The sequence below is a fragment of the Escherichia sp. E4702 genome (genome assembly GCF_963883545.1).
GTDB lineage: Bacteria > Pseudomonadota > Gammaproteobacteria > Enterobacterales > Enterobacteriaceae > Escherichia.
Window position 1 is genome coordinate 155,932 of sequence record NZ_CAWORF010000003.1, and the last position, 23,904, is coordinate 179,835.

General features: G+C 52.3%; 22 protein-coding genes, 1 tRNA gene and 3 pseudogenes. 14 read left to right on the forward strand and 12 right to left on the reverse strand.

Translation table 11 applies throughout. The features are described 5' to 3' along the window. The first annotated feature begins 169 nt into the window (after positions 1-169). The 6 genes and pseudogenes from tssH to AACU94_RS01280 all read left to right on the forward strand — a co-directional run bounded on the left by tssH (position 170) and on the right by AACU94_RS01280 (position 6,951). Positions 170-2,809: a type VI secretion system ATPase TssH gene (gene tssH, locus AACU94_RS01255; protein ID WP_135488784.1), complete on the forward strand. Its 2,640-nt coding sequence runs from the start codon at positions 170-172 to the stop codon at positions 2,807-2,809. Positions 2,810-2,910: 101 nt separating this feature from the next. Continuing rightward, entirely contained in the window at positions 2,911-4,506 is a 1,596-nt protein-coding gene (tssA, locus tag AACU94_RS01260) for a type VI secretion system protein TssA (RefSeq protein ID WP_135488785.1), read from the forward strand. A gap of 230 nt (positions 4,507-4,736) precedes the next feature. Further along, positions 4,737-4,868: pseudogene (locus AACU94_RS01265) on the forward strand (type VI secretion system baseplate subunit TssF); the annotation flags it as partial. After that, positions 4,857-4,982: pseudogene (locus tag AACU94_RS01270) on the forward strand (type VI secretion system lipoprotein TssJ); the annotation flags it as partial. The pseudogenes AACU94_RS01265 and AACU94_RS01270, both read left to right, overlap by 12 nt. Further along, positions 4,975-5,424: a type VI secretion system baseplate subunit TssE gene (gene tssE / locus AACU94_RS01275; protein ID WP_135488787.1), complete on the forward strand. Its 450-nt coding sequence runs from the start codon at positions 4,975-4,977 to the stop codon at positions 5,422-5,424. The pseudogene AACU94_RS01270 and the gene tssE, both read left to right, overlap by 8 nt. Positions 5,425-5,547: 123 nt before the next feature. After that, entirely contained in the window at positions 5,548-6,951 is a 1,404-nt protein-coding gene (locus tag AACU94_RS01280; protein ID WP_135488788.1) for a VasL domain-containing protein, read from the forward strand. Between the two features lie 75 nt (positions 6,952-7,026). Here the strand turns inward: AACU94_RS01280 and AACU94_RS01285 are convergent. Together AACU94_RS01285 and AACU94_RS01290 are read right to left on the reverse strand one after the other, a co-directional pair. Continuing rightward, positions 7,027-7,102, reverse strand: a tRNA-Phe gene (locus tag AACU94_RS01285). Between the two features lie 105 nt (positions 7,103-7,207). Then, positions 7,208-7,915: a DUF554 domain-containing protein gene (locus AACU94_RS01290; RefSeq protein ID WP_130207927.1), complete on the reverse strand. Its 708-nt coding sequence runs from the start codon at positions 7,913-7,915 to the stop codon at positions 7,208-7,210. A gap of 152 nt (positions 7,916-8,067) precedes the next feature. Here AACU94_RS01290 and AACU94_RS24665 point away from each other — a divergent pair, with 152 nt between their 5' ends. Beyond that, positions 8,068-8,154: a hypothetical protein gene (locus tag AACU94_RS24665; RefSeq protein WP_420899808.1), complete on the forward strand. Its 87-nt coding sequence runs from the start codon at positions 8,068-8,070 to the stop codon at positions 8,152-8,154. A gap of 162 nt (positions 8,155-8,316) precedes the next feature. Further along, on the forward strand, positions 8,317-10,452 hold the full coding sequence (gene speC / locus AACU94_RS01295) for an ornithine decarboxylase (RefSeq protein ID WP_135488789.1): 2,136 nt from the start codon (positions 8,317-8,319) through the stop codon (positions 10,450-10,452). 47 nt (positions 10,453-10,499) lie between these two features. On the opposite strand, the gene nupG is transcribed toward speC, so the two are convergent. The 4 genes from nupG to mutY all read right to left on the reverse strand — a co-directional run bounded on the left by nupG (position 10,500) and on the right by mutY (position 14,455). After that, a complete protein-coding gene (gene nupG, locus AACU94_RS01300) occupies positions 10,500-11,756 on the reverse strand; it encodes a nucleoside permease NupG (protein WP_130207923.1) in 1,257 nt (418 codons plus the stop codon). A 199-nt stretch (positions 11,757-11,955) separates the two neighbouring features. Continuing rightward, positions 11,956-13,035, reverse strand: coding sequence for a membrane-bound lytic murein transglycosylase MltC (gene mltC, locus AACU94_RS01305; RefSeq protein WP_130208053.1), 1,080 nt, complete (start codon positions 13,033-13,035; stop codon positions 11,956-11,958). 64 nt (positions 13,036-13,099) lie between these two features. Further along, positions 13,100-13,375: an oxidative damage protection protein gene (locus tag AACU94_RS01310; RefSeq protein WP_000091700.1), complete on the reverse strand. Its 276-nt coding sequence runs from the start codon at positions 13,373-13,375 to the stop codon at positions 13,100-13,102. A gap of 27 nt (positions 13,376-13,402) precedes the next feature. Continuing rightward, positions 13,403-14,455 (reverse strand): A/G-specific adenine glycosylase, encoded by a 1,053-nt coding sequence (gene mutY / locus AACU94_RS01315; protein WP_135488790.1) that lies wholly within the window; start codon positions 14,453-14,455, stop codon positions 13,403-13,405. Between the two features lie 160 nt (positions 14,456-14,615). Here mutY and trmB point away from each other — a divergent pair, with 160 nt between their 5' ends. The 5 genes from trmB (at position 14,616) to AACU94_RS01340 (ending at position 18,910) form a co-directional block, all read left to right on the forward strand. Next, positions 14,616-15,335 (forward strand): tRNA (guanosine(46)-N7)-methyltransferase TrmB, encoded by a 720-nt coding sequence (trmB, locus tag AACU94_RS01320; protein WP_000786911.1) that lies wholly within the window; start codon positions 14,616-14,618, stop codon positions 15,333-15,335. Next, on the forward strand, positions 15,335-15,661 hold the full coding sequence (locus AACU94_RS01325; RefSeq protein WP_001107564.1) for a YggL family protein: 327 nt from the start codon (positions 15,335-15,337) through the stop codon (positions 15,659-15,661). The genes trmB and AACU94_RS01325 overlap by 1 nt, the downstream gene beginning before the upstream one ends. Before the next feature lie 183 nt (positions 15,662-15,844). Then, complete coding sequence (locus AACU94_RS01330) at positions 15,845-16,564, forward strand: YggN family protein (RefSeq protein ID WP_000984799.1); 720 nt, start codon at positions 15,845-15,847, stop codon at positions 16,562-16,564. 175 nt (positions 16,565-16,739) lie between these two features. Next, the gene (ansB, locus tag AACU94_RS01335) at positions 16,740-17,786 is read left to right on the forward strand and encodes an L-asparaginase 2 (RefSeq protein WP_135488791.1); all 1,047 of its coding nucleotides are present in this window, start codon (positions 16,740-16,742) and stop codon (positions 17,784-17,786) included. Positions 17,787-17,902: 116 nt separating this feature from the next. Continuing rightward, on the forward strand, positions 17,903-18,910 hold the full coding sequence (locus tag AACU94_RS01340) for a DUF1202 family protein (RefSeq protein ID WP_135488792.1): 1,008 nt from the start codon (positions 17,903-17,905) through the stop codon (positions 18,908-18,910). 243 nt (positions 18,911-19,153) lie between these two features. On the opposite strand, the gene hemW is transcribed toward AACU94_RS01340, so the two are convergent. Genes hemW through yggS form a run of 5 tightly spaced genes read right to left on the reverse strand, consistent with a single transcriptional unit; the run spans position 19,154 to position 22,459 of the window. Then, positions 19,154-20,290, reverse strand: a complete 1,137-nt coding sequence (gene hemW / locus AACU94_RS01345) for a radical SAM family heme chaperone HemW (RefSeq protein WP_096990087.1) — start codon at positions 20,288-20,290, stop codon at positions 19,154-19,156. After that, a complete protein-coding gene (locus AACU94_RS01350; RefSeq protein ID WP_135488793.1) occupies positions 20,283-20,876 on the reverse strand; it encodes an XTP/dITP diphosphatase in 594 nt (197 codons plus the stop codon). The genes hemW and AACU94_RS01350 overlap by 8 nt, the downstream gene beginning before the upstream one ends. Positions 20,877-20,883: 7 nt before the next feature. Continuing rightward, positions 20,884-21,174, reverse strand: a complete 291-nt coding sequence (gene yggU, locus AACU94_RS01355; protein WP_001277222.1) for a DUF167 family protein YggU — start codon at positions 21,172-21,174, stop codon at positions 20,884-20,886. Further along, positions 21,171-21,737, reverse strand: coding sequence for an osmotic shock tolerance protein YggT (gene yggT, locus AACU94_RS01360; protein ID WP_135488794.1), 567 nt, complete (start codon positions 21,735-21,737; stop codon positions 21,171-21,173). The genes yggU and yggT overlap by 4 nt, the downstream gene beginning before the upstream one ends. 17 nt (positions 21,738-21,754) lie before the next feature. After that, the gene (gene yggS, locus AACU94_RS01365; protein WP_000997795.1) at positions 21,755-22,459 is read right to left on the reverse strand and encodes a pyridoxal phosphate homeostasis protein; all 705 of its coding nucleotides are present in this window, start codon (positions 22,457-22,459) and stop codon (positions 21,755-21,757) included. A 17-nt stretch (positions 22,460-22,476) separates the two neighbouring features. Between yggS and AACU94_RS01370 the strand changes: the two genes are divergently transcribed. Beyond that, positions 22,477-23,457: a PilT/PilU family type 4a pilus ATPase gene (locus tag AACU94_RS01370; protein WP_130221431.1), complete on the forward strand. Its 981-nt coding sequence runs from the start codon at positions 22,477-22,479 to the stop codon at positions 23,455-23,457. 230 nt (positions 23,458-23,687) lie between these two features. Here the strand turns inward: AACU94_RS01370 and AACU94_RS01375 are convergent. Beyond that, a pseudogene (locus AACU94_RS01375) lies at positions 23,688-23,904 on the reverse strand (IS110 family transposase); the annotation flags it as partial.

Below are 23,904 nucleotides of genomic sequence, written 5' to 3' on the forward strand. Positions count from 1 at the left end.
GCGGACAGAGTTTCTCTGTCCGTTTTTTGTTTTTGCTGAACGTCTGAAGCCAACGGGCTTTCAGCAAAAACTCCACAATCTGTCAGCACGACCGTATGCGCTTTGGTCTTCCTCACGGAAAACAGCGAGGGGCGGTAGTGTGTTCAGAAACCGACAAAGAGAGATATTCATGGAAAATCCAGCCATTTTGCTGCGACGTCTGAACCCTTATTGCGCCCGTGCGATGGAAGGCGCGGCTTCACTCTGTCAGATTCGCGCGCATGCGGAAATTTTGCCAGAGCACTGGCTGCTGAAACTTCTTGAGCAGGGCGAGGGGGATCTCACGGTGCTGGCACGCCGCTACGAGTGGGACATGGACACTCTCTGGCAAGATTTACTTGCCTGGCTCGACAAACAACCGCGCTCGGTGCGCCATCGCCCGCAGCTTTCAGAAAATATCCAGGTATTGATGCAACAAGCCTGGCTGATTGCCTCACTGGCGGGAGAAGAACAGATTCGAAGTCACCACCTGCTGATGGCGCTGGTGGCTAAACAGAAGCTGGTGCGCTGCGATGGTCTGTGGCCATTGCTGACTCTGGGCCAGAGCCAGTTGGAGTGCCTGCGCCCGCTACTGGATGCTCAGTCAGACGAGCGTGCGCAGGTACAGCAGGAAGCCGAACTCACGGGGAGCCATGGTGGGGACGTGGAGTTTATCGGGCGTCCAGTAGGGAGTGAGATGAAAGATGGGGAACTGAGTCCGGCGCTGCAGAATGCGCTGGACAAATTCACCCATGACGTCACCGCCCAGGCGCGTGAAGGCAAAATTGATCCGGTATTTGGCCGCGATAGTGAAATCCGCCAGATGGTGGACATTCTTTCTCGTCGCCGAAAAAACAACCCAATCCTGGTCGGTGAGCCAGGTGTCGGGAAAACCGCACTGGTAGAAGGTCTGGCGCTCAGAATCTCTGACGGTAATGTCCCTGAATCCCTCAAACCGGTGGTGCTACGCACTCTTGACCTCGGGCTGCTGCAGGCGGGGGCGGGAGTGAAGGGGGAATTTGAGCAGCGCCTGAAAAACGTGATTAATGCTGTACAGCAGTCTCCGGTACCTGTCTTGCTGTTTATCGATGAGGCCCATACCATCATCGGCGCAGGTAACCAGGCGGGTGGTGCTGATGCTGCCAATCTGCTGAAACCAGCCCTGGCGCGCGGTGAGTTACGTACCATCGCCGCGACGACCTGGTCTGAGTATAAACAATACTTTGAGCGCGATGCCGCACTCGAACGCCGCTTCCAGATGGTGAAAGTTGACGAACCGGACGACGACACGGCTTGTCTGATGTTGCGTGGCCTGAAATCCCGGTATGCCGAACATCATAATGTGCACATCACTGATGATGCGGTGTGCGCTGCCGTTACGTTATCCCGACGTTATCTGACAGGCCGTCAACTCCCGGACAAAGCCGTTGACCTGCTCGACACTGCAAGCGCTCGCGTGCGTATGAGTCTCGACACCGTACCCGAACAGTTGACCCGTATCCGTTCCCGGATTACTTCTCTTGAAATGGAGAGACAAGCGCTACAGGAAGACATTACCGTCGGTAATCAAAACCACGGTGAACGCTTGACGGCAATTGAACAGGAAGAGAAAAACGTCATCGTTGAACTCCACGAACTTGAAACCCAGTACGGCCAGGAACTGAAACTTACTGAACAACTACGGGAAAGCCGCCAGGACATTTCCCGTCAGAGCGAAACGCATGCCCTGCAACAGGAGCTGGGCGGTTTACAGCAGGGCAATCCGTTGTTGTCGGTGGATGTGGATGTGCGCACTGTTGCAACAGTGATTGCCGACTGGACCGGCGTGCCGCTTTCTTCGCTGATGAAAGACGAACAGACCGAACTGCTTACCCTGGAAAATGAAATCGGCAAACGTGTAGTCGGTCAGAATATTGCGCTTGAAGCCATCGCCCGGCGCCTGCGCGCTGCTAAAACCGGCCTCACCTCTGAGAACGGTCCACAGGGTGTATTCCTGCTGGTTGGCCCAAGTGGTGTAGGAAAAACTGAAACCGCGCTGGCACTGGCGGATGCGCTGTACGGTGGCGAAAAATCGCTGATTACCATTAACCTGTCGGAATACCAGGAACCACACACAGTTTCCCAGCTGAAAGGTTCTCCACCTGGTTACGTCGGCTACGGCCAGGGCGGCATTCTTACTGAAGCCGTACGTAAGCGTCCGTACAGTGTGGTGCTGCTCGATGAAGTCGAAAAAGCGCACCGTGACGTGATGAATCTGTTCTATCAGGTATTCGATCGTGGTTTTATGCGCGACGGCGAAGGGCGAGAAATCGACTTCCGTAATACCGTTATTTTGATGACCTCCAACCTTGGTAGCGACCACCTGATGCAGTTGCTGAACGAACAACCGGAAGCCACCGAGGCAGACCTGCACGAACTGCTGCGCCCGACACTGCGCGACCACTTCCAGCCCGCGTTGCTCGCCCGTTTCCAGACCGTGATTTACCGTCCGCTGGCAGAAGCAGCCATGCACACGATTGTGGAGATGAAACTCTCCCATGTCAGCCAGCGCTTACAGCGCCACTACGGCCTGACCACGCTGATTGACGAAAGCCTGTACGACGCGCTGACCGCTGCCTGCCTGCTGCCGGACACCGGGGCGCGCAATGTCGACAGCCTACTCAACCAACAAATTCTGCCGGTGCTGAGTCAGCAATTGCTGACTCATATGGCGGCGAAACAAAAGCCAGCGTCGTTGACGCTGGGGTGGAATGATGAAGAAGGGGTTGTGCTGGAGTTTAAATATGACTGAAGGAACCTTATGAGTCTGACAGATACCATCTTCAGCACGGCGAAAGTGGCAGTGACAGACCCGGTCGCCAGCACGAACCGTGATGCAGCGGAGGTCAATTGATGAGCACGTTAAATGCCCTGGTTAGCGCCTGTCAGACAGAGCCGACGACACTCCTTGACGCGACCCGTGAGCGAGTGGCGCAGTGGAACAATTGGCTGCAGCCGTTACCCGGAGAGTCATCAGTGGGAGATGACCCAGGTTATGACGATGGCTTCCAGCAAATGCGCGAGGAGGTCAACAAACTTTCCGGGGCGGATACTGAGCTTATCTGCCAGTTGGCGGAGAAAGTGCTCACCACCACCGCTAAAGACATTCGTGTGGCGACGTATTACTGCTGGGCCAGGTTGCATCGTGAAGGCGAGCAGGGGCTGGCAGAGGGGCTCGAACTGCTGGCGGGTCTGATAGACCGCTTCGGTGTGCAACTGCATCCACAGCGCAACCGCAGCCGTAAGGCAGCACTGGAGTGGCTGGCAGGTTCACGCATGACGGACTCTCTTTCGCTGTATCCTGAAGTGGTCAGGGAAGATGCGCTGCGTACCATCGGTGCGCTGCTGCTGATAGCGCAGCTCACCGAAAATGAGCCGGATGAAACCCGCCCAGAACTTAACGCACTGTATGGTGCGCTGGAAAACCGACTGCAGAAAGCGGGCGGTGTGGATGCAGTTGTACCGCAGAACGCCAGTACTACTGAGACACTTTCCACGGCGAGCCACAGCGATGCCCCTGCTATCGGGAGAATCACTTCCGGTCAGGATTTGCTGGCGCAGGCGCGCACTCTCAGCGAATACCTGCGCGAACAGCCCGACGGTTGGTTGTCGGCGCACCATCTGATGAAAAGTCTGCGTCACGATACCCTGCAGGCTATTCCGGCTCCAGATGCACAGGGGCGAACTCGCATCGAACCCCCAAGAGCAGACCAGCGAGCGCTGCTCAAACGCCTGTACCTGCAGCAAAACTGGGCTGAAATTCTGGAAACGGCAGACAGTACCTTTTCCCGCGGTGCCAACCACCTGTGGCTGGATCTGCAATGGTATATCCATCAGGCGCTGACGAAGTCCGGTAAGGAGATAGTGGCTGACATTATTGCCGCTGATCTGAAGGGGCTACTGACCCGGCTATCCGGGCTGGAGACGCTGGCATTCAGTGACGGTACGCCGTTTGCTGATGAAGTGACGCTTAACTGGATCCAGCAGAGCGTACTGGATACTAGTGCTGGGTGGGGCAATGAAACGCCTTCCGCCCGTATGGCCGAAGTGAACGACGACATTCTGGCACTGGAGCCGGAGGCCGTGGCGCTGGCGGACAGCGAAAGCCCGGATGTGGCACTGAGCTGGTTACAGCATCGACCGGGCATCGCCACTGTGCGGCAGCAGTGGCTGCTGCGCCTGCTAATGGGGCGTATTGCAGAACAGTACGGAAAAAATGAGCTCGCGGTGCATCTGTTTGCTGAACTGGGTGAGCGAGCCAGAGAAGTGGCCCTTAGCGACTGGGAACCTGAGCTGCTGTTTGAGGTACAGGCCCGTCATCTGAAACTCCTCAGACTGAAAGCCAGCCGCAGTGAGGCTGACAAGATTCGCCTCGGGCCTGCTATGGAAAAATTGCTAGGCGGGCTGATTCAGCTCGATCCGGCGCGGGCCACGGTGTTATGTGGTTAGAGAAAGTTATTGGCTGGATAAAAGGAGGATGAATAAGCGTGGCTCATAATTTATAGCAAGGTACTTTCTCACATTTTTTCATCTGGTCAGTCATTCAGAAAAATAACTACTGAATTTGAGATTTTAAATGAGGAGATAAAACCTATGTCTCTGACTACTCGCGAAGTGGTGAGATAACTTCCACTTTTGGGGAAGAGAACATTGTTTCCTATATTTTGAGTAACTATTTTATGGAAGATTTAACCCTGCGTTATTACGACGCAGAAATGCGCTACCTGCGTGAAGCCGCGAAAGAGTTTGCACAAAGTTATCCGGACCGGGCAGCGATGTTAGACCTGGATAAGGCCGGCACTCCGGATCCGGTGAATAACACCTGGCGGATCGTGTTGAGTCGTGACGACCTTGACCCGGATTCAGCCAGAATCATTGAAGCAGGGAGTGAACGGTTGACTCTGAAGGCGTTGAAAGATGAATGACACTCCGCGTCCGTCGCTATATGAAACCCTGTTTGGGAATTTTACCGGAGGTCTGGATCTGAATCAGGTTAGCGAGCAGAACCAGATAATCCTTTCAGTACTGGACAATATGCAGCGCATTCTTAACAGTCGTGCCGGCACGCTGGCACATCTGCCGGACTATGGTCTACCGGATATGACCAAAATTCTCCAGGGAATGCCGGGGACGGCGCATGAAATGATGGGGACGTTATCTACCGTACTGCTCAAATATGAGCCGCGTCTGAAAAAAATAACCGTTGTTCTGCTGGAACAGGCAGTCCCTGGCGAGCTGTGCTATGCCATTGACGCTGAACTCAAAGATGTTGGTCTGGTGCGTTATGGCACTGAATTTATGCCTGAAGGGCGAGTCCTGTTGAGACACATGAAACAGCAGTATCTCGACACGGCAGCTCGTATTTAAGGCCTGGTTTTAGCGTTTCTCCCTAACCCCGTCAGTCTCTGCTACGCCCTGAATATGCAGAACACGAAGCTGCATAAACAATCATCTTCTATAACCGCAAGTACGTCAGATGGATAACTGGTCATGAATGACATTACCCCACGTAGAATCAAAACCGGCGGTGACCCGCGAAGGCTACCGGATTATGCCGCTTTGTGTGATGAACTCAATAAGCTAACGCATCCGGCACGTCCTGATGTGAACTGGCGTTATGCCGAAAAACTGTGTCTCTCACTGTTTGAGCAAAATGGTGTTGAGCTGCAGACTGCGGCCTGGTATACGCTGGCCCGTACGCAGCTGGCCGGATTGTTTGGTCTGAATGAAGGGCTGGCAATACTGGAGGCTCTGATAAGCCATCAGTGGGGCGTGCTTTGGCCACAGCCTGTCCATGTTCGGATTGAGATCCTCAGTAATCTGAGCCAGCGTTTGCAACAACGGATGCGCTCACTCCCGCTGAAATACAGCGACCTTAGCCAACTGTATCGGGCAGAGCAACTGCTTACCCGTTTGGGGGCAGTTTTACAGCGCCTGGAACTCAGACATCTCAGTCAGCTGGATACATTGCGTACCCTGATACATAACAACGCTGTCAGGCTGGAGAACAGCGATGACACAATCTGTACAGGGGCGACAATTCAGTCGGGTATCGTTTCGCATGCTCCGGTCATGAATGACGTGGGTATAACAACAGGTTCCCATACTGGTCGTTCGTTTGAAGATATCCGGGCGCCAGACAGTGCAGTGCAATGGGTGTACGTTACACAGCCGAACGTGGAGGTTCTGCCGGCAATACCTGAGCCAGTAAAAAAATGGAAATCTTTTGTCGGTGGGATGTGTACCATGCTGGTGATAGGTGCAGCAACACTATGGACGTGGCAGTTTTTTCATCGGCCGGACCCGTTACAAACCCAGTTTACTGCCTCTCTGGCACCGTTACCCGCCGTACTCACGCCTGAACAATTGGATTTATTGCGTCAGCAATCGCCGTTGCCACAAGCTTTAATTACGCAAACACAACAGCAGCTTACGCTTCTGGACAAGCTACCGCCGGACTGGCTCATAACCCGGGAAAGGCAGCTTGTCGAACAGGCCCAGGTGATATGGCCGGAGCGCGCAAAGCCCCTGATACAGCAGTGGCAGCAACAATTTAATGTCGCTGCGTTGCCGACAGGAAATTTGAATGGCTGGCATCAGGGAATGGTTACGCTACAGAAACTGAGTGAACGACTAAACGGACTGGATGAGCATAAGGGGAAATACATGACGGTCAGCGAGCTGAAGTCAGTGGTGTTTTCAACGATACAGTCTTTTAATCAATCCATACCGGCTGAAGAGCAACTGCGGATACTGGAACAGTCGTCGGCGGGACAACCACTTCCTCCTGCCGCAGGGGCTGAGGCAGAGATGCATCTGAAACAGCTCATCGCCAGATATGCCGACATTAGACAGAATGCTTTGAAATTAAAAGGCGTTAACGATTACGAATGACCTGTAGCAACGATCTGAAATTTACCGTAGCCAGAAAAAGAAAAAGCCCCGCTTTGCAGCGAGGCCTTATAAATTTGGTGCCCGGACTCGGAATCGAACCAAGGACACGGGGATTTTCAATCCCCTGCTCTACCGACTGAGCTATCCGGGCAACGGGGCGCATTAAACCTGATTCGCCTCGTCTCGTCAATCAAATTTCTTCAATTTACGGCAGACTGCACAATCTATCATCAGTTTGCCGTTATCGCTCGTAATGTCATGCAAACCAGGTGGTCCAGGCAGCGGAAAGCGGCATTGCCAGAAGGAGGGCAGGAAGCATATTGACCACCGGGAACATTTTTATGCCGCAGATGCGTAAGCCGGTTGCCAGCAGCAATAAACCACCTACGGCGCTGAAGTCCGCCATCATCGACGGTGTGGTCAGCGGTAATATCAGCGCAGCAGCCCACGCCAGCGTTAACTGGATGATGAGCAATGGAATACTAATCACCGATACCGCAATGCCAAGTGAACAGGCGAAGATCATCGCTGTAAAGAAATCAAGAAATGACTTGGCGATTAAAATACTCGGATCGCCTGTCATCCCTTCATTCATCGCGCCGAAGATCCCGGTGCCGCTGGCACAAAACAGGACAATAATCGCGACAAAATTCTGAATAAAAGATTCATGCGCAGATTTCTTGCTCGAGTGACGAAACAGATTCTGCGCTTTAGCGACCGCAGTATTGACGCCTTTTTCCAGCAGACAAATTTCGCCGATTAATGCCCCGAGTAGCGTAGCTAAAACCATCGCCGGAAGGTTGGCACATTTCACCACCAGTAAAATACCAATTCCCAGCGATGCCAGACCAAAAATCGATGTCATAGAGACTCGGATGTGTTCCGGTAAGCGTTGGCTAAGCAGTGCGCCGAGGGCGCCACCCAGTAATACTGCACTTGCGTTGATAAAAGGGCCGATGACCACAAGAGTTCCTGTTAATTGTGTTGTTTGATGTTTTTATTATGAACTTTTTGCCCCGTCGATTGCTTGTCTGGTCGCAAAGTCCTGGCTTGCACGCGTTAGCGAAAAGTGCCATGATTGCGCGAATTTTCTCCTTCCTGTACGGAGCTTGCCTGATGCACGCCGCCTCCTTACATTCTTTCGCTTATCGCCGTTTCGCGCGAAATGTATCCTGTTCTGTGACGCTGCTTTTTATGCGGTGACGTTAACGTATGCTCACTGCAGGGCAACAGTAAAATCAGAGCGTTTCTGCTTTTACTGATGTCTGGCGGTCGGAGCTGATGACCAGTTTGACCCACATCTCATGGGGCAGGGGGTTCCACCTTGCCCGGTATTTTTACTTCCCCGAAACGGGTTTTGCGCTTATGAAATCAATGAGTATTGCCGCCAGTGGTGAACTGGTTTCCCGACTTTCTACCCATCGCCGCGTGGTGGCGCTGGAAGATACTGATTTTACGGACGTCGCGGCAGTCGTCATTACCGCTGCGGATAGTCGTAGCGGCATCCTTGCGTTACTTAAGCGCACCGGTTTTCATCTGCCGGTGTTTTTGTATTCTGAAGATGCGGTTGAATTACCCGCGGGCGTTACGGCTATCATCAACGGCAATGAGCAGCAGTGGCTGGAGCTGGAATCCGCAGCCTGTCAGTATGAAGAGAATTTGCTGCCACCGTTTTATGACACGCTGACGCAGTACGTTGAGATGGGCAACAGCACCTTTGCTTGCCCTGGGCATCAACATGGTGCGTTCTTTAAGAAGCATCCAGCCGGACGCCATTTTTACGATTTCTTCGGTGAGAACGTCTTTCGCGCCGATATGTGTAATGCCGATGTGAAACTGGGCGATCTGCTTATTCATGAAGGATCGGCGAAAGATGCGCAGAAATTCGCAGCCAAAGTCTTTCATGCCGATAAAACCTATTTTGTGCTGAACGGCACATCGGCAGCGAATAAAGTGGTGACGAATGCGCTGTTAACGCGTGGCGATCTGGTGCTCTTCGACCGTAACAACCATAAGTCGAATCATCACGGCGCGCTGATTCAGGCGGGGGCGACGCCGGTCTATCTGGAAGCTTCACGTAACCCGTTTGGTTTCATTGGCGGTATTGATGCGCACTGTTTTAATGAAGAGTATCTGCGCCAGCAAATTCGAGACGTTGCGCCAGAAAAAGCCGACCTGCCGCGCCCGTTTCGCCTGGCGATTATTCAGCTGGGAACCTATGACGGCACTATCTACAACGCCCGCCAGGTGATCGATACCATTGGGCATCTGTGTGATTACATTCTGTTTGATTCTGCATGGGTCGGTTACGAACAGTTTATCCCGATGATGGCAGATAGCTCGCCGCTGCTGTTAGAACTTAACGAAAACGATCCGGGGATCTTTGTGACTCAGTCGGTGCACAAACAGCAGGCGGGATTCTCGCAGACGTCGCAGATCCATAAAAAAGATAACCATATCCGCCGACAGGCGCGTTTTTGCCCGCATAAACGGTTGAACAATGCTTTTATGCTGCACGCCTCTACCAGCCCGTTTTACCCGCTGTTTGCTGCGTTGGACATTAACGCCAAAATTCATGAAGGGGAGAGTGGGCGTCGGCTGTGGGCTGAGTGCGTTGAGATAGGGATTGAAGCGCGGAAAGCGATTCTTGCGCGCTGTAAGCTGTTCCGCCCGTTTATCCCGCCCGTTGTTGATGGCAAATTGTGGCAGGATTATCCGACGTCAGTGTTAGCCAACGACCGCCGTTTTTTCAGTTTTGAGCCGGGGGCGAAGTGGCACGGCTTTGAAGGATATGCCGCGGATCAGTATTTTGTTGATCCGTGCAAGCTGTTACTCACCACGCCGGGTATCGATGCCGAAACAGGCGAATATAGTGATTTTGGCGTTCCAGCGACGATTCTGGCGCACTATCTGCGTGAGAACGGCATTGTGCCAGAGAAGTGCGATCTCAACTCCATTCTGTTCTTATTAACTCCGGCGGAAAGCCACGAGAAGCTGGCACAGCTGGTGGCGATGCTGGCGCAATTTGAACAACATATTGAGGATGACTCGCCGCTGTCTGAAGTGTTGCCGAGTGTTTATAACAAATACCCGGTGCGCTATCGCGACTATACCCTGCGCCAGTTGTGTCAGGAGATGCACGATCTGTATGTCAGTTTCGACGTCAAAGACCTGCAAAAAGCGATGTTCCGCCAGCAGAGCTTCCCGCCAGTGGTGATGAATCCCCAGGACGCGCATAGCGCTTATATTCGTGGTGAAGTGGAGTTGGTGCGCATTCGTGATGCCGAAGGGCGAATTGCGGCGGAAGGCGCGCTGCCGTATCCACCTGGCGTGCTTTGCGTGGTGCCAGGAGAAATGTGGGGCGGAGCGGTCCAGCGTTATTTCCTTGCGCTGGAAGAAGGCGTGAATTTGCTGCCGGGATTTTCGCCGGAGCTACAAGGTGTCTATAGCGAAACCGATGCGGATGGAATGAAACGGTTATACGGTTATGTGTTGAAGTAAGAATAAAAAACGGGGCACCTTCTGGCCCCCCGTTTTTCTTTGCGTAATTAGTGGTTAACAGTTTGTGTACCGGCAGGGACACGAACGTGTTTGTATTTAAACATCGCCATGAATGCGAAGGCCAGAATCACGGAGTAACCTGCGAAAATCAGCCATACGGTCTGCCAGTCGGTAATGCCGTTTTGGGTGTACATCTCAACCACTTTACCGCTCACGATGCCTCCGAGGATACAGCCGAAGCCGTTGGTCATCATCAGGAACATCCCTTGCGCACTGGCGCGAATCGCCGGGCTAACTTCTTTTTCGACAAACACCGAACCAGAGATGTTGAAGAAGTCGAACGCACAGCCGTAAACAATCATCGACAGAACCAGCAGTACGGTGCCGAACGGAGTCGGGTCGCCGTAAGCAAACAGTGCAAAACGCAGGATCCATGCCACGATACTGATCATCATTACGTTCTTAATACCGTAGCGGCTTAAGAAGAACGGGATGGTCAGAATGAACAGGGTTTCAGAGATTTGCGAAATCGACATGATGATTGACGCATGCTGCACGATGAAGCTGCTGGCAAACATCGGATCTTTGTCGAAGCTGTGCAGGAAGGTATTACCGAACATGTTGGTAATCTGCAGTTCCGCGCCCAGCAGCATCGAGAAGATGAAGAAAATCGCCATACGCTTGTTTTTAAACAGCGCGAATGCATCGAGGCCGAGCAGCGTCGTCCAGCTCTGATTAGCTTGCTGTTTAGCAACCGGAATATACGGCAGCGTAAAGGTGAACAGCACCAGAACGGCGGAGAGTGCTGCGCCAATATAGAGCTGCATGTGGCTCAATTCAAAGCCAGACAGGCTCACAACCCACATCGCCATGATAAAGCCGATAGTACCCCAGATACGGATTGGCGGGAAATCAGTCACGATATCCATTCCTGCATTTTGCAGGCGATAGTAGGAGATGGTGTTGATTAACCCAAGCGTTGGCATATAAGCAAACGAGTTAATCAATATCACGAGGAACATCGCCTCCGGAGTGGTAACTTGTGCCGCCATGAAGAGGGTGATTGCGCCGATGGTGTGACAAATAGCATACACCCATTTCGCACTTAACCATTTGTCGGCCACAATCCCCAGCAAAGCAGGCATAAAGACCGCAGCGATACCCAGCGAGCTATAAACAGCGCCAATGGAAGCACCGTCGAACTTCAGGGTAACGAACATATATGAGCCGAGGGTCGTCAGCCAACTTCCCCACAGACAGAACTGCAGAAAAGAGAGGATTTTCAGCTGCAGCTTAAGATTCATGTTAATTTCCTCACATCGTGATGCGGATGAGTGTTTTAAAAAGCACATTTGACCGTGCAAGATGATGCGATTCTATCAACTTCACTGACTGTTTTTTTGTTATCCGTAGCAAATAATTGCAAATAATCTCAATTTGCAAGGCGAAATTGTGATGTGTATAACACTTTGTCTCGGAGTATTGTCAGAGACAAAGGTGAAATTATCGGCGGCGGTAAGATTTCTGCGCCATGTTCACTTTATAAAGATAGCGACGAGATTCCGCAGACGGATGGCGGGTTGTCAGCGTCTGATAAACATCGCCCGGCGTCATAGTATTTATAATAGCGGCAGCCTGAATTTTATCGTTCGAGAAGACGCGTAATACGCTGCCTGCACCACCGTTATAGGCGGTGATGACGGCATAACGCCGCGACGTTGGGTTATCAATTCCGCCGAGATAAACATTATTCAGCATCGCCAGATACGCGGTGCCGGTATCAATATTGCTGGCAGGATCAAACAAGAAACTGCGGCTTGGCGTGCCGGATTTCCCCTGTGAGCGGAACACATCTTTCCCGGCAGTATGTTGTACCACCTGCATTAATCCCAGCGCATCGGAACGGCTGACCGCATAGGGGTTAAAGGAAGATTCGGTCTGCATAATCGCCAGAATCAGCGACTCATCAACGCCATATTTCCGTGATGCCTGGCGGACCATGCCGAGATATTTGTGCGCACGTTTATCAAGGTGGTTCGGCACCATGTTAATGGTCACGCTGTAGATGATACGCAGCCCGTTGCTGCGGCTTTTGAGGCGGTTTTTCAGCAGATAATCCGCGAAGTTACTCGCACGGCCTTCCCAGCGAATCGGCTGCCCGGTGTTATCCACCACCTGACCGTAAAGGAAAGGTTCTTTCGAAATCGTAATATCATCAACGTCGGAATAGAGATCGACCGAACTCGGATCGTCGCCCATCAATAATGTTTTGATTATTGCCCGGCGCAAATGCGCGGCAGGTTCTGTCCCGGCGATGGTTTCGATAGTAATCGTGCCGTCATCAAAGTTGATGTGGCTGCGGGTCTGATATTGATCGGTGTATTTCACGTAGTCCTTAGGACCGGCGATCACCACCTCTTTGAATCCCCATATGTTCTCAATATTGTGGGCAAATTGCCCCATCAGAATATCAAAACCGTTGGTATCTTTGACCCAGGCTTCATTATAGGTATCGCCTTTTTTGGTCGTCGAACAGGAGATGAGCAACGGCGCAATCAAAGCCAGCGCGAGATATTTTTTCATCATTCCGGGTGCGTGTTGTGTTTGTTTTTATGCAAGTTGCCGGAGGCGTACTCCGGCACTGTTTTTATTTTTTATCTTCCGGCGTATAGCCCTCGATATGCACCTCTTTACCTTCGAACAGGAAGTTAACCATCTCCTGTTCCAGCAGCTTGCGGTGCTCGGCATTCATCATGTTGAGTTTCTTTTCATTAATCAGCATGGTTTGTTTGTGCTGCCACTGCGCCCAGGCTTCTTTGGAGATCTCGTTATAGATGCGTTTTCCCAGCTCGCCGGGGTACAGCTGAAAATCCTGACCTTCTGCTTCACGTTGCAGGAAAGTACAAAAAATCGTTCTGCTCATAAATCATCCTCTTTATCGACTCACGCGCTAAACCGGCGCGCCAGTGCGTAACTGCTGTAACAAACGCTCCACGGGAGCCGCCAGGCCAACTGACGGCGGTTGCGCTAAGTTATACCAGAGCGCATTGCCTTCATCCATGCAGTCGGTGAATGACGACACGGGAAGCCACATAGGCACAATATCTAAATGGAAATGGCTGAAGGTATGGCGAAACGCGGTCAGTTGCGTCAGGTTATCGGCAGCAATCTGCCGTTGCGCCAGCCATTGCCGCAAACTTTCTTCGTCGGCAAACTGCGGGAAACAGTATAAACCGCCCCACAATCCGCTCGGCGGGCGCTGCGCCAGCAATACTTCATCTTCGTGCTGTAACAGCAGAAAGTAGCCGGTGCGCTCCGGCAGCGTCTGTTTCGGTTTTTTGCCCGGATAAAGCGACCAGCTATTATTGGCGGCGGCAATACATTCGTTTTGTAGCGGACAGAGCGAGCATTTCGGCTTCGAACGCGTACAAATCATCGCGCCCAAATCCATCATCGCCTGATTAAACCGTTCCACGCCGACCGCGGGCGTCACCTGCTCGCTCAAACTCCATAGTTTATTCTCGACCTCTTTTTTCCCAGGCCAGCCGATTACAGCATAGCAGCGCGCCAGCACGCGTTTGACGTTACCGTCGAGAATCGGAAAGTGCTTACCCAGAGAAAGTGAGAGAATCGCGCCCGCAGTGGAACGCCCGACGCCCGGTAACGCCGCGACTTCTTCAAAGGTTTCCGGGAATTTACCACCGTGTAAGGTGGCAACTTGCTGTGCCGCTTTATGCAGATTGCGCGCGCGGGCGTAATAGCCAAGCCCGGTCCACAAGTGGAGAACTTCGTCCAGTGGCGCATTGGCGAGATCGGTCACCGTCGGGAAGTGCGCCATAAAGCGTTCAAAATAGGGGATAACGGTCGCAACCTGAGTTTGTTGCAACATCACTTCTGAGAGCCATACTTTGTAGGGCGTCTTGTCAATTTGCCAGGGCAGCGTTTTCCGCCCGTATTTATCGTACCAGTCCAGAACCTGGGCTGAAAATTGCGACGCTTGCATGGTCACCGAATTCACTGTTGTTGGGGGCAAGATTGCAGCACAGCCGCGGCGGGGTGTAAACCGGAACTTTCCGCAGCTACGGCCTTATCATGCTTGCATCCGGCAACTAACTTTGGATAATGCCCGTTTTCAGAACACTTTCACAAGCGACTAAATCTTTATGAAAAACGACGTCATCTCACCGGAATTTGATGAAAACGGCCGCCCACTGCGCCGTATCCGTAGTTTTGTGCGCCGCCAGGGGCGACTGACCAAAGGCCAGGAACATGCGCTGGAAAACTACTGGCCGGTGATGGGCGTTGAGTTCAGCGAAGATATGCTGGATTTCCCTGCGCTTTTTGGCCGTGAAGCGCCAGTGACGCTTGAGATTGGTTTTGGCATGGGCGCGTCGCTGGTGGCAATGGCCAAAGATCGCCCTGAGCAGGACTTCCTCGGCATTGAAGTGCATTCTCCGGGCGTTGGTGCGTGCCTGGCTTCTGCGCATGAAGAGGGCTTAAGCAACCTGCGCGTGATGTGTCATGACGCGGTTGAAGTGCTGCATAAAATGATTCCTGACAATTCATTGCGCATGGTTCAGCTCTTTTTCCCTGACCCGTGGCACAAAGCGCGCCATAATAAACGCCGTATCGTTCAGGTGCCGTTTGCCGAACTGGTAAAAAGCAAACTGCAGCTGGGGGGCGTATTCCATATGGCGACCGACTGGGAACCTTATGCGGAACATATGCTCGAAGTGATGTCTTCCATTGACGGTTATAAAAACCTGTCAGAGAGCAATGATTACGTACCGCGCCCGGCATCACGTCCGGTGACGAAATTTGAACAACGTGGTCATCGTCTTGGTCACGGAGTATGGGACTTAATGTTCGAGAGGGTGAAATAATGGCAAAGAACCGTAGCCGTCGTCTGCGTAAAAAAATGCACATCGACGAATTCCAGGAATTAGGATTTTCGGTGGCATGGCGATTCCCGGAAGGTACATCGGAAGAGCAGATTGATAAAACCGTTGATGACTTTATTAACGAGGTTATCGAACCGAACAAACTGGCCTTTGACGGCAGCGGGTATCTGGCCTGGGAAGGTCTGATCTGCATGCAGGAAATCGGCAAATGCACCGAAGAACATCAGGCGATTGTGCGTAAGTGGCTGGAAGAGCGCAAACTGGATGAGGTACGCACCAGCGAACTTTTCGATGTTTGGTGGGACTAAGAAAGCATACGGGCGATGACAAATGCAAAACTGCCTGATGCGCTACGCTTATCAGGCCTACAAAGATGCACGATCGAGTAGGCCGGATAAAGCATTTACGCCGCATCCGGCATGGACAACGTGTACTTTGTTATCAATCTGGGGCCAGCAAATGCTGGCCTGATTTGTTCTTGAGGGAAGACTATGATGCGCAAAATGCTGCTGGCGGCAGCACTTTCAGTGACGGCAATGACCGCTCACGCCGACTACCAGTGCAGCGTCACGCCGCGTGACGATGTGATTGTCAGCCCGCAAACCGTGCAGGTGAAGGGCGAAAACGGCAATCTGGTGATCACGCCAGACGGCAATGTGATGTACAACGGCAAGCAATATTCACTGAACGCCGCCCAGCGCGAGCAGGCGAAGGATTATCAGGCCGAACTGCGCAGCACGCTGCCGTGGATTGATGAAGGTGCGAAAAGCCGCGTAGAGAAAGCACGTGTTGCGCTGGATAAAATTATCGTTCAGGAGATGGGCGAAAGCAGCAAAATGCGCAGCCGTCTGACCAAACTTGATGCGCAGTTGAAAGAACAGATGAATCGTATTATCGAAACGCGCAGCGATGGCCTGACATTTCACTATAAAGCCATTGATCAGGTTCGCGCCGAAGGTCAGCAGTTAGTGAATCAGGCGATGGGCGGAATTTTGCAGGACAGCATTAACGAAATGGGCGCGAAAGCGGTGCTGAAAAGCGGCGGCAACCCGTTACAGAATGTGCTGGGAAGCCTGGGGGGACTGCAATCCTCAATCCAGACCGAGTGGAAAAAGCAGGAAAAAGATTTCCAGCAATTTGGCAAAGATGTTTGTAGCCGTGTTGTGACTCTGGAAGACAGCCGTAAAGCCCTGGTCGGGAATTTGAAATAATCCTCTAGTTTAAGACGGCATAATGCTTTTTTATGCCGTTTAATTCTTCATTTTGTTACCTGCCTCTAACTTTATAGATCTCCAAAATCTATTCACAAAGTAAATTGTTTAACGTCAAATTTCCTATACAAAGCTAAGGGATAATGCGTAGCGTTCACGTAACTGGAGGAATGAAATGGAGTTTTTCAAAAAGACGGCACTTGCCGCACTGGTTATGGGTTTTAGTGGTGCAGCATTGGCATTACCCAATATCACCATTTTAGCGACTGGCGGGACAATTGCCGGTGGTGGTGACTCCGCAACCAAATCTAACTACACAGCGGGTAAAGTTGGTGTAGAAAATCTGGTCAATGCGGTGCCGCAACTGAAGGACATTGCGAACGTTAAAGGCGAGCAGGTCGTTAATATCGGCTCCCAGGATATGAACGATGATGTCTGGCTGACACTGGCGAAAAAAATTAACACCGACTGTGATAAGACTGACGGCTTCGTTATTACCCACGGTACCGACACGATGGAAGAGACTGCTTACTTCCTCGACCTGACGGTGAAATGCGACAAGCCCGTGGTGATGGTTGGCGCAATGCGCCCGTCCACGTCCATGAGTGCAGACGGTCCATTCAACCTGTATAACGCGGTAGTAACTGCGGCAGATAAAGCCTCCGCCAACCGTGGCGTGCTGGTGGTGATGAACGACACTGTGCTGGATGGGCGGGATGTCACCAAAACCAACACCACCGACGTAGCGACCTTTAAGTCTGTTAACTACGGTCCGCTGGGATACATTCACAACGGTAAGATTGACTATCAGCGTACCCCGGCACGTAAGCATACTGGCGACACGCCGTTCGATGTCTCTAAGCTGAATGAACTGCCGAAAGTTGGCATTGTTTATAACTACGCTAACGCATCCGATCTTCCGGCTAAAGCCCTGGTAGATGCGGGCTATGATGGCATCGTGAGCGCTGGTGTGGGTAACGGCAACCTGTATAAATCCGTGTTTGACACTCTGGCAACCGCCGCGAAAAACGGCACTGCGGTAGTGCGTTCTTCCCGCGTACCGACGGGCGCTACCACTCAGGATGCCGAAGTGGATGATGCGAAATACGGCTTCGTCGCCTCTGGCACGCTGAACCCGCAAAAAGCGCGCGTTCTGCTGCAACTGGCTCTGACGCAAACCAAAGATCCGCAGCAGATCCAGCAGATCTTCAATCAGTACTAATCACCTCGCCCCGGTATCGCGCCGGGGCTTATTCACTTCAGACTCACGTCCATTGCCAATTTTCATTACCCTAATGATAATCACTGGAATAAATTATTCCGCGCGAGGGTTTTCGGGTGAAAAAGCAATGGATTGTTGGCACGGCGCTGCTTATGTTGATGACTGGTAATGTCTGGGCCGATGGCGAACCGCCAACTGAAAATGTCTTAAAAGATCAATTCAAAAAGCAGTATCACGGCATTCTCAAGCTTGATGCCATCAGCTTAAAAAATCTTGATGCTAAGGGTAATCAGGCCACCTGGTCAGCGGAAGGCGATGTCTCTTCCAATGACGATCTCTATACCTGGGTCGGTCAGTTGGCAGATTACGAACTGCTCGAACAGACCTGGACGAAAGATAAACCAGTAAAATTCTCGGCGATGTTAACCAGTAAAGGAACGCCCGCGTCTGGCTGGACGGTGAACTTTTACTCTTTTCAGGCGGCAGCCAGCGATAGTGGGCGGGCGGTCGACGATATTAAAACGAATAATAAGTACCTGATTGTGAATAGCGAAGATTTCAATTATCGCTTTAGTCAGCTTGAATCAGCGTTGAATACCCAGAAGAACTCGATTCCTGCGCTGGAAAAGGATGTAAAAGAGCTTGATAAGCAAATGGTGGCGGCGAAGAAAGCAGCAGATGCATATTGGGGAAAAGATGCAAATGGCAAGCAAATGACTCGCGAAGACGCCTTCAAAAAAATTCACCAACAGCGTGATGAGTTTAATAAACAGAATGATAGCGAGGCGTTCGCGGTTAAATATGACAAAGAGGTTTATCAACCGGCGATTGCGGCATGTCATAAACAGAGTGAAGAGTGTTATGAAGTGCCGATTCAGCAGAAACGGGATTTCGATATCAACGAACAACGGCGACAGACTTTTCTGCAATCACAAAAACTTAGCCGTAAATTGCAGGATGACTGGATAACGCTCGAGAAAGGGCAATATCCGTTAACGATGAAAGTTTCAGAAATAAACAGTAAAAAAGTCGCGATTTTGATGAAAATTGACGATATCAATAAGGCCTGCGATCGCTGGAAAAAAGATACCGAAGCATTACGGCGCAATGGGGTGATTAAGTAAGTTTTGATATAGCGCACGATTTGTAGCAGGATGCGGCGTTGACCCCGCATCCGGCAATCAACGTCTGATGCGACGCTAGCGCGTCTTATCAGACCTACAACCGTCTGCCACATGTCGGCTGAGGCGCTCACGCCGCATCCGGCAATCAACGTCTGATGCGACGCTTGCGCGTCTTATCAGACCTACAACCGTTGCCACATGTAGGCTGGATAAGGCGCACACGCCGCATCCGGCAATACAAGTTTACTCAGCTAGAAAAAGCTCCAGCAGCGAATTTAAAAACAACTTCCCATGTTCCGTTATCTGCCAGTAATCCGCACATTCTGTGAGATAGCCCTGAGCGATAGCCTCGTCTAACTGAGGGCGAATAACCTCTTCTGAAAGGCCAGTATACTGGCTAAACTCCACGCGCGGCGCGGCCTCCAGCAGACGGAAGCGATTCATAAAGAACTCAAACGGCTTATCTGCGGCTTCGACATCACGCTGGCTTTCCAGATACCTTCCTTGCATAAAACCACGCGGATGCCGCGTTTTGGTGGTACGCAGAATGCGCCCATCCGGGAAGGTCACTTTGCCGTGCGCGCCGCAGCCAATACCGATGTAGTCGCCAAATCGCCAGTAATTGAGATTGTGCTGGCACTGATAACCGGGCTTGGCGTAAGCGGAAGTTTCATATTGCTGATAACCTGCCGCGGTTAACAACTGATGCCCCTGTTCGAAAATATCCCATAACGCATCATCGTCCGGCAGTACGGGAGGGCGCGAGCCAAACAGCGTATTGGGTTCGATGGTCAGTTGATACCAGGAAAGATGCGGCGGATTCAGTTCAATGGCCTGGCGCAGATCGCCTAGCGCCTCTTCCAGTGATTGATCCGGCAGCCCGTGCATCAAATCGAGGTTAAAGCTACGCAGCCCCAGTCCACTTGCCAGTTTTGCTGCACGTTTCGCTTCTTGCGGGCCATGAATGCGCCCGAGCCGTTTCAGCTTTTCTTCGCTAAAACTCTGCACACCAATAGAGATGCGGTTCACGCCAGCACGCTGATAATCGACAAAGCGATCGGCTTCAACCGTACCAGGGTTCGCTTCCATCGTAATTTCTGCATCCGCTGCCAGCGGCAAACGCGCACGTACGCCGTCCAGCAGCGTTTGCATCGCCGGGCCGGAAAGCAGGCTCGGCGTACCGCCGCCAATAAAGATTGTCTGCACTTCACGGCCCTGAGCGTAAGCCACATCGTTGTCCAGATCGCAAAGCAGATGCTGAACATAATCGTCATGCGGCACTTCCCCTTTCAACGCGTGAGAGTTGAAATCGCAGTACGGGCATTTCTGCACGCACCACGGGATGTGAATGTAGAGACTCAGCGGCGGTAATTTAACCATTACGTAAAGCGTCCAGCAGCAGTTTCAACGCCCGACCACGGTGAGAAATGGCGCTCTTTTCTTCGCGGGTCAGTTCGGCAGCGGTTTTCCCTTCGGAAGGCACGAAGAAGATTGGATCATAACCAAAGCCGCCAGTACCCGCCGGTTCACGAGTAATCACGCCCGACCAGCTGCCGTGGCACACCAGCGGAGTGGGATCTTCCGCGTGACGCAGATATACCAGCACGCAGTGGAAACGCGCCTGACGTTGGTCGTCCGGTACGTCTTTCAGTGTTTCCAGCAGTTTTTGCAGATTCTTTTGATCGGTCGCGTCTTCACCGGAATAACGCGCGGAGTAAATCCCTGGAGCGCCGCCCAGCGCATCTACCGCCAGACCAGAGTCGTCGGCAATTGCCGGTAAACCGGTCACTTTTGCCGCATGGCGCGCTTTCAGAATCGCGTTTTCGATAAAGGTCAGGCCGGTTTCTTCAGCGGAATCTACGCCGAGGTCTGTTTGGGCCACGATATCAAGACCGAAGTCGCTAAGCAGCGACGCCAGCTCACGCACTTTACCGGCATTGCCGGTTGCGAGGACAACTTTTTGCATAGGATACCTAATTAATTAACGCCGCGATTTCTGGCGGGATTTGTTGCGGATTAATGATTTTAATTTGTTTGTGGCGGCCAAGTTCGCCTTTCTCAATCACCACCTGGCTTTTGGCAACCCGGAATTGCTTACCGAGAAACTTCACCAGATGGCTGTTGGCCTGACCGTCAACCGGCGGCGCGGTAATGGCGACTTTTACCTCGTCGCCATGTAAACCGACAATTGAATCACGGCTGGCTTTCGGCTGAATATAGAGCCGTAAAACCAGACCGTCATCATTAACTGTTACGGCACTCATAACGCCATCCACAGCCCCGGCAGCAGCATGTTTCCGGTCGCCTGCAGCACTTCTGCGACACCCATATTAATGACATACAGCAGCAGAACGAGGATCATCGGCGAGAAATCAATCCCCCCCATAGCCGGCAGCAGGCGGCGAATCGGACGCAGCAGCGGATCGGCAAGCTGAATCAGCACGTATTCAATTGGGCTACGACCCTGGCTTACCCAGCTCATAATCGCCATCACCAGCAGGACCCAGAAAATCAGCAGGCCGATAGTTTTCAGCAGAATCAGCAAACCTGCAATCCAGATGATCGGCAGGAAGGTCACCACTTTGAACAGCACGATGGCTTTGATAAAACTCAAAAGGTACGCGACCAGCAGCGAGGCGCTATCAATTGGCCCCATTGCCGGAATAACGCGGCGCAGTGGCCCGATAATCGGTTGTGTCACCTTCACCACAAACTGTGAGAAAGGGTTATAAAAATCACAATGAGCCCACTGCATCCAGATGCGTAATAACAGCACCATGGTATACAGCTCAATGACCGTTGAAAGCAGGAAAGTCAACGTATTCATGGCGTTCTTAAGATTCCTTATTTTTTAGAGTAATCACGTGCACCAAAGATGGCAGTGCCGATACGAACCATCGTGCTACCTGCCGCAATGGCGGCTTCCATATCGTCCGACATTCCCAGAGAGAGCGTGTCGATATGCGGGTAGCGCGTTTTCAGTCCGGCAAATGCTACAGCCATTTGGCGTGCAACTTCAAACTGCCTTACATATTCTGACTCAGGCGCCGGGATTGCCATCAGCCCGCGTAGACGTAAACGCGGTAGTTCAGCGACCGCAGCAGCCAGCTCGTCCAGTTCCGCCAGTTGAATCCCTGACTTGCTGTTTTCATCGCTAATATTAATTTGAATCAGTACGTTAAGAGGGGGAAGTTCTGCCGGTCGCTGGTCGTTCAGGCGGGTAGCGATACGCAAACGGTCGATGGTATGACACCAGTCGAAATGTTCTGCCACCAGGCGGCTTTTATTAGACTGCAACGGGCCAATAAAATGCCATTCTAATCCTGTTACGCCCAGCTCCTGAAAGTGGCGAATTTTATCTACCCCTTCCTGAACGTAGTTTTCACCAAATTGACGCTGCCCGGCATCAATGGCTTCTGCGATGGCGCTCGCAGGTTTTGTTTTACTGACTGCAAGCAGCGTAATTTCTTCTGGAGAACGGCCGCAACGCGTTGCAGCCGCTGAGATTTTGTCCCGGACCTGTGCCAGGTTATGCGCAATATCGTTCATTTTCCGAGGATCTTAGTATGAATATGGAAGAAATTGTGGCCCTTAGTGTAAAGCATAACGTCTCGGATCTACACCTGTGCAGCGCCTGGCCCGCACGATGGCGCATTCGCGGCAGAATGGAAGCTGCGCCGTTTGATGCGCCGGACGTCGAAGAGCTACTGGGGGAGTGGCTGGATGACGATCAGCGGGCAATATTGCTGGAGAATGGTCAGCTGGATTTTGCCGTGTCGCTGGCGGAAAACCAGCGATTGCGTGGCAGTGCGTTCGCGCAACGGCAAGGCATTTCGCTGGCGTTACGGCTGTTACCTTCGCACTGCCCGCAGCTCGAACAGCTTGGCGCACCACCGGTATTGCCGGAATTACTCAAGAGCGAGAATGGCCTGATTCTGGTGACGGGGGCGACGGGGAGTGGCAAATCTACCACGCTGGCGGCGATGGTTGGCTATCTCAATCAACATGCCGATGCGCATATTCTGACGCTGGAAGATCCTGTTGAATATCTCTATGCCAGCCAGCGATGTTTGATCCAGCAGCGGGAAATTGGTTTGCACTGTATGACGTTCGCATCGGGATTGCGGGCCGCATTGCGGGAAGATCCTGATGTGATTTTGCTCGGAGAGCTGCGTGACAGCGAGACAATCCGTCTGGCACTGACGGCGGCAGAAACCGGGCATTTGGTGCTGGCAACATTACATACGCGTGGTGCGGCGCAGGCAGTTGAGCGACTGGTGGATTCGTTTCCGGCGCAGGAAAAAGATCCCGTGCGTAATCAACTGGCAGGTAGTTTACGGGCAGTGTTGTCACAAAAGCTGGAAGTAGATAAACAGGAAGGACGCGTGGCGCTGTTTGAATTACTGATCAACACACCTGCGGTGGGGAATTTGATTCGCGAAGGGAAAACCCACCAGTTACCACATGTTATTCAAACCGGGCAGCAGGTGGGGATGTTAACGTTTCAGCAGAGTTATCAGCAGCGGGTGGGGGAAGGGCGCTTGTGACGTTGCTGTGCCTGATACGAATTGTAAACATGCCCGATGCGCAAGCTTATCGGGCCTACAAAGGCAATAAACGTCTGATGCGACGCTTGCGCGTCTTATCAGACCTACAACCGCTGCCACATGTAGATACTGTTACGGCCTGCAAGTTTTTTCCTGGTCCAGTCCCCCGGATTGCAGGCATGCCAGACACAGCGCCGTCAGGCGCTGTTGTTTCATCCCTTCCGCGATTTTTACGCCGCTACCGGATTATGCCGTGCCGCATCGAACGGCACCCCTGACTTCAGCACTCCATACGCCACCTGTGCCAGCTTGCGCATCATCGCGCCGAGAATCACCTTTCCTTTCTTGCCATTAGCCGCCAGACGGTCGCGGAACGCCCGTCCCCACTCAGTCTTGCTGGTGGCTACCATTGCAGGCATATACAACGCCCTGCGAAGCGACACATGT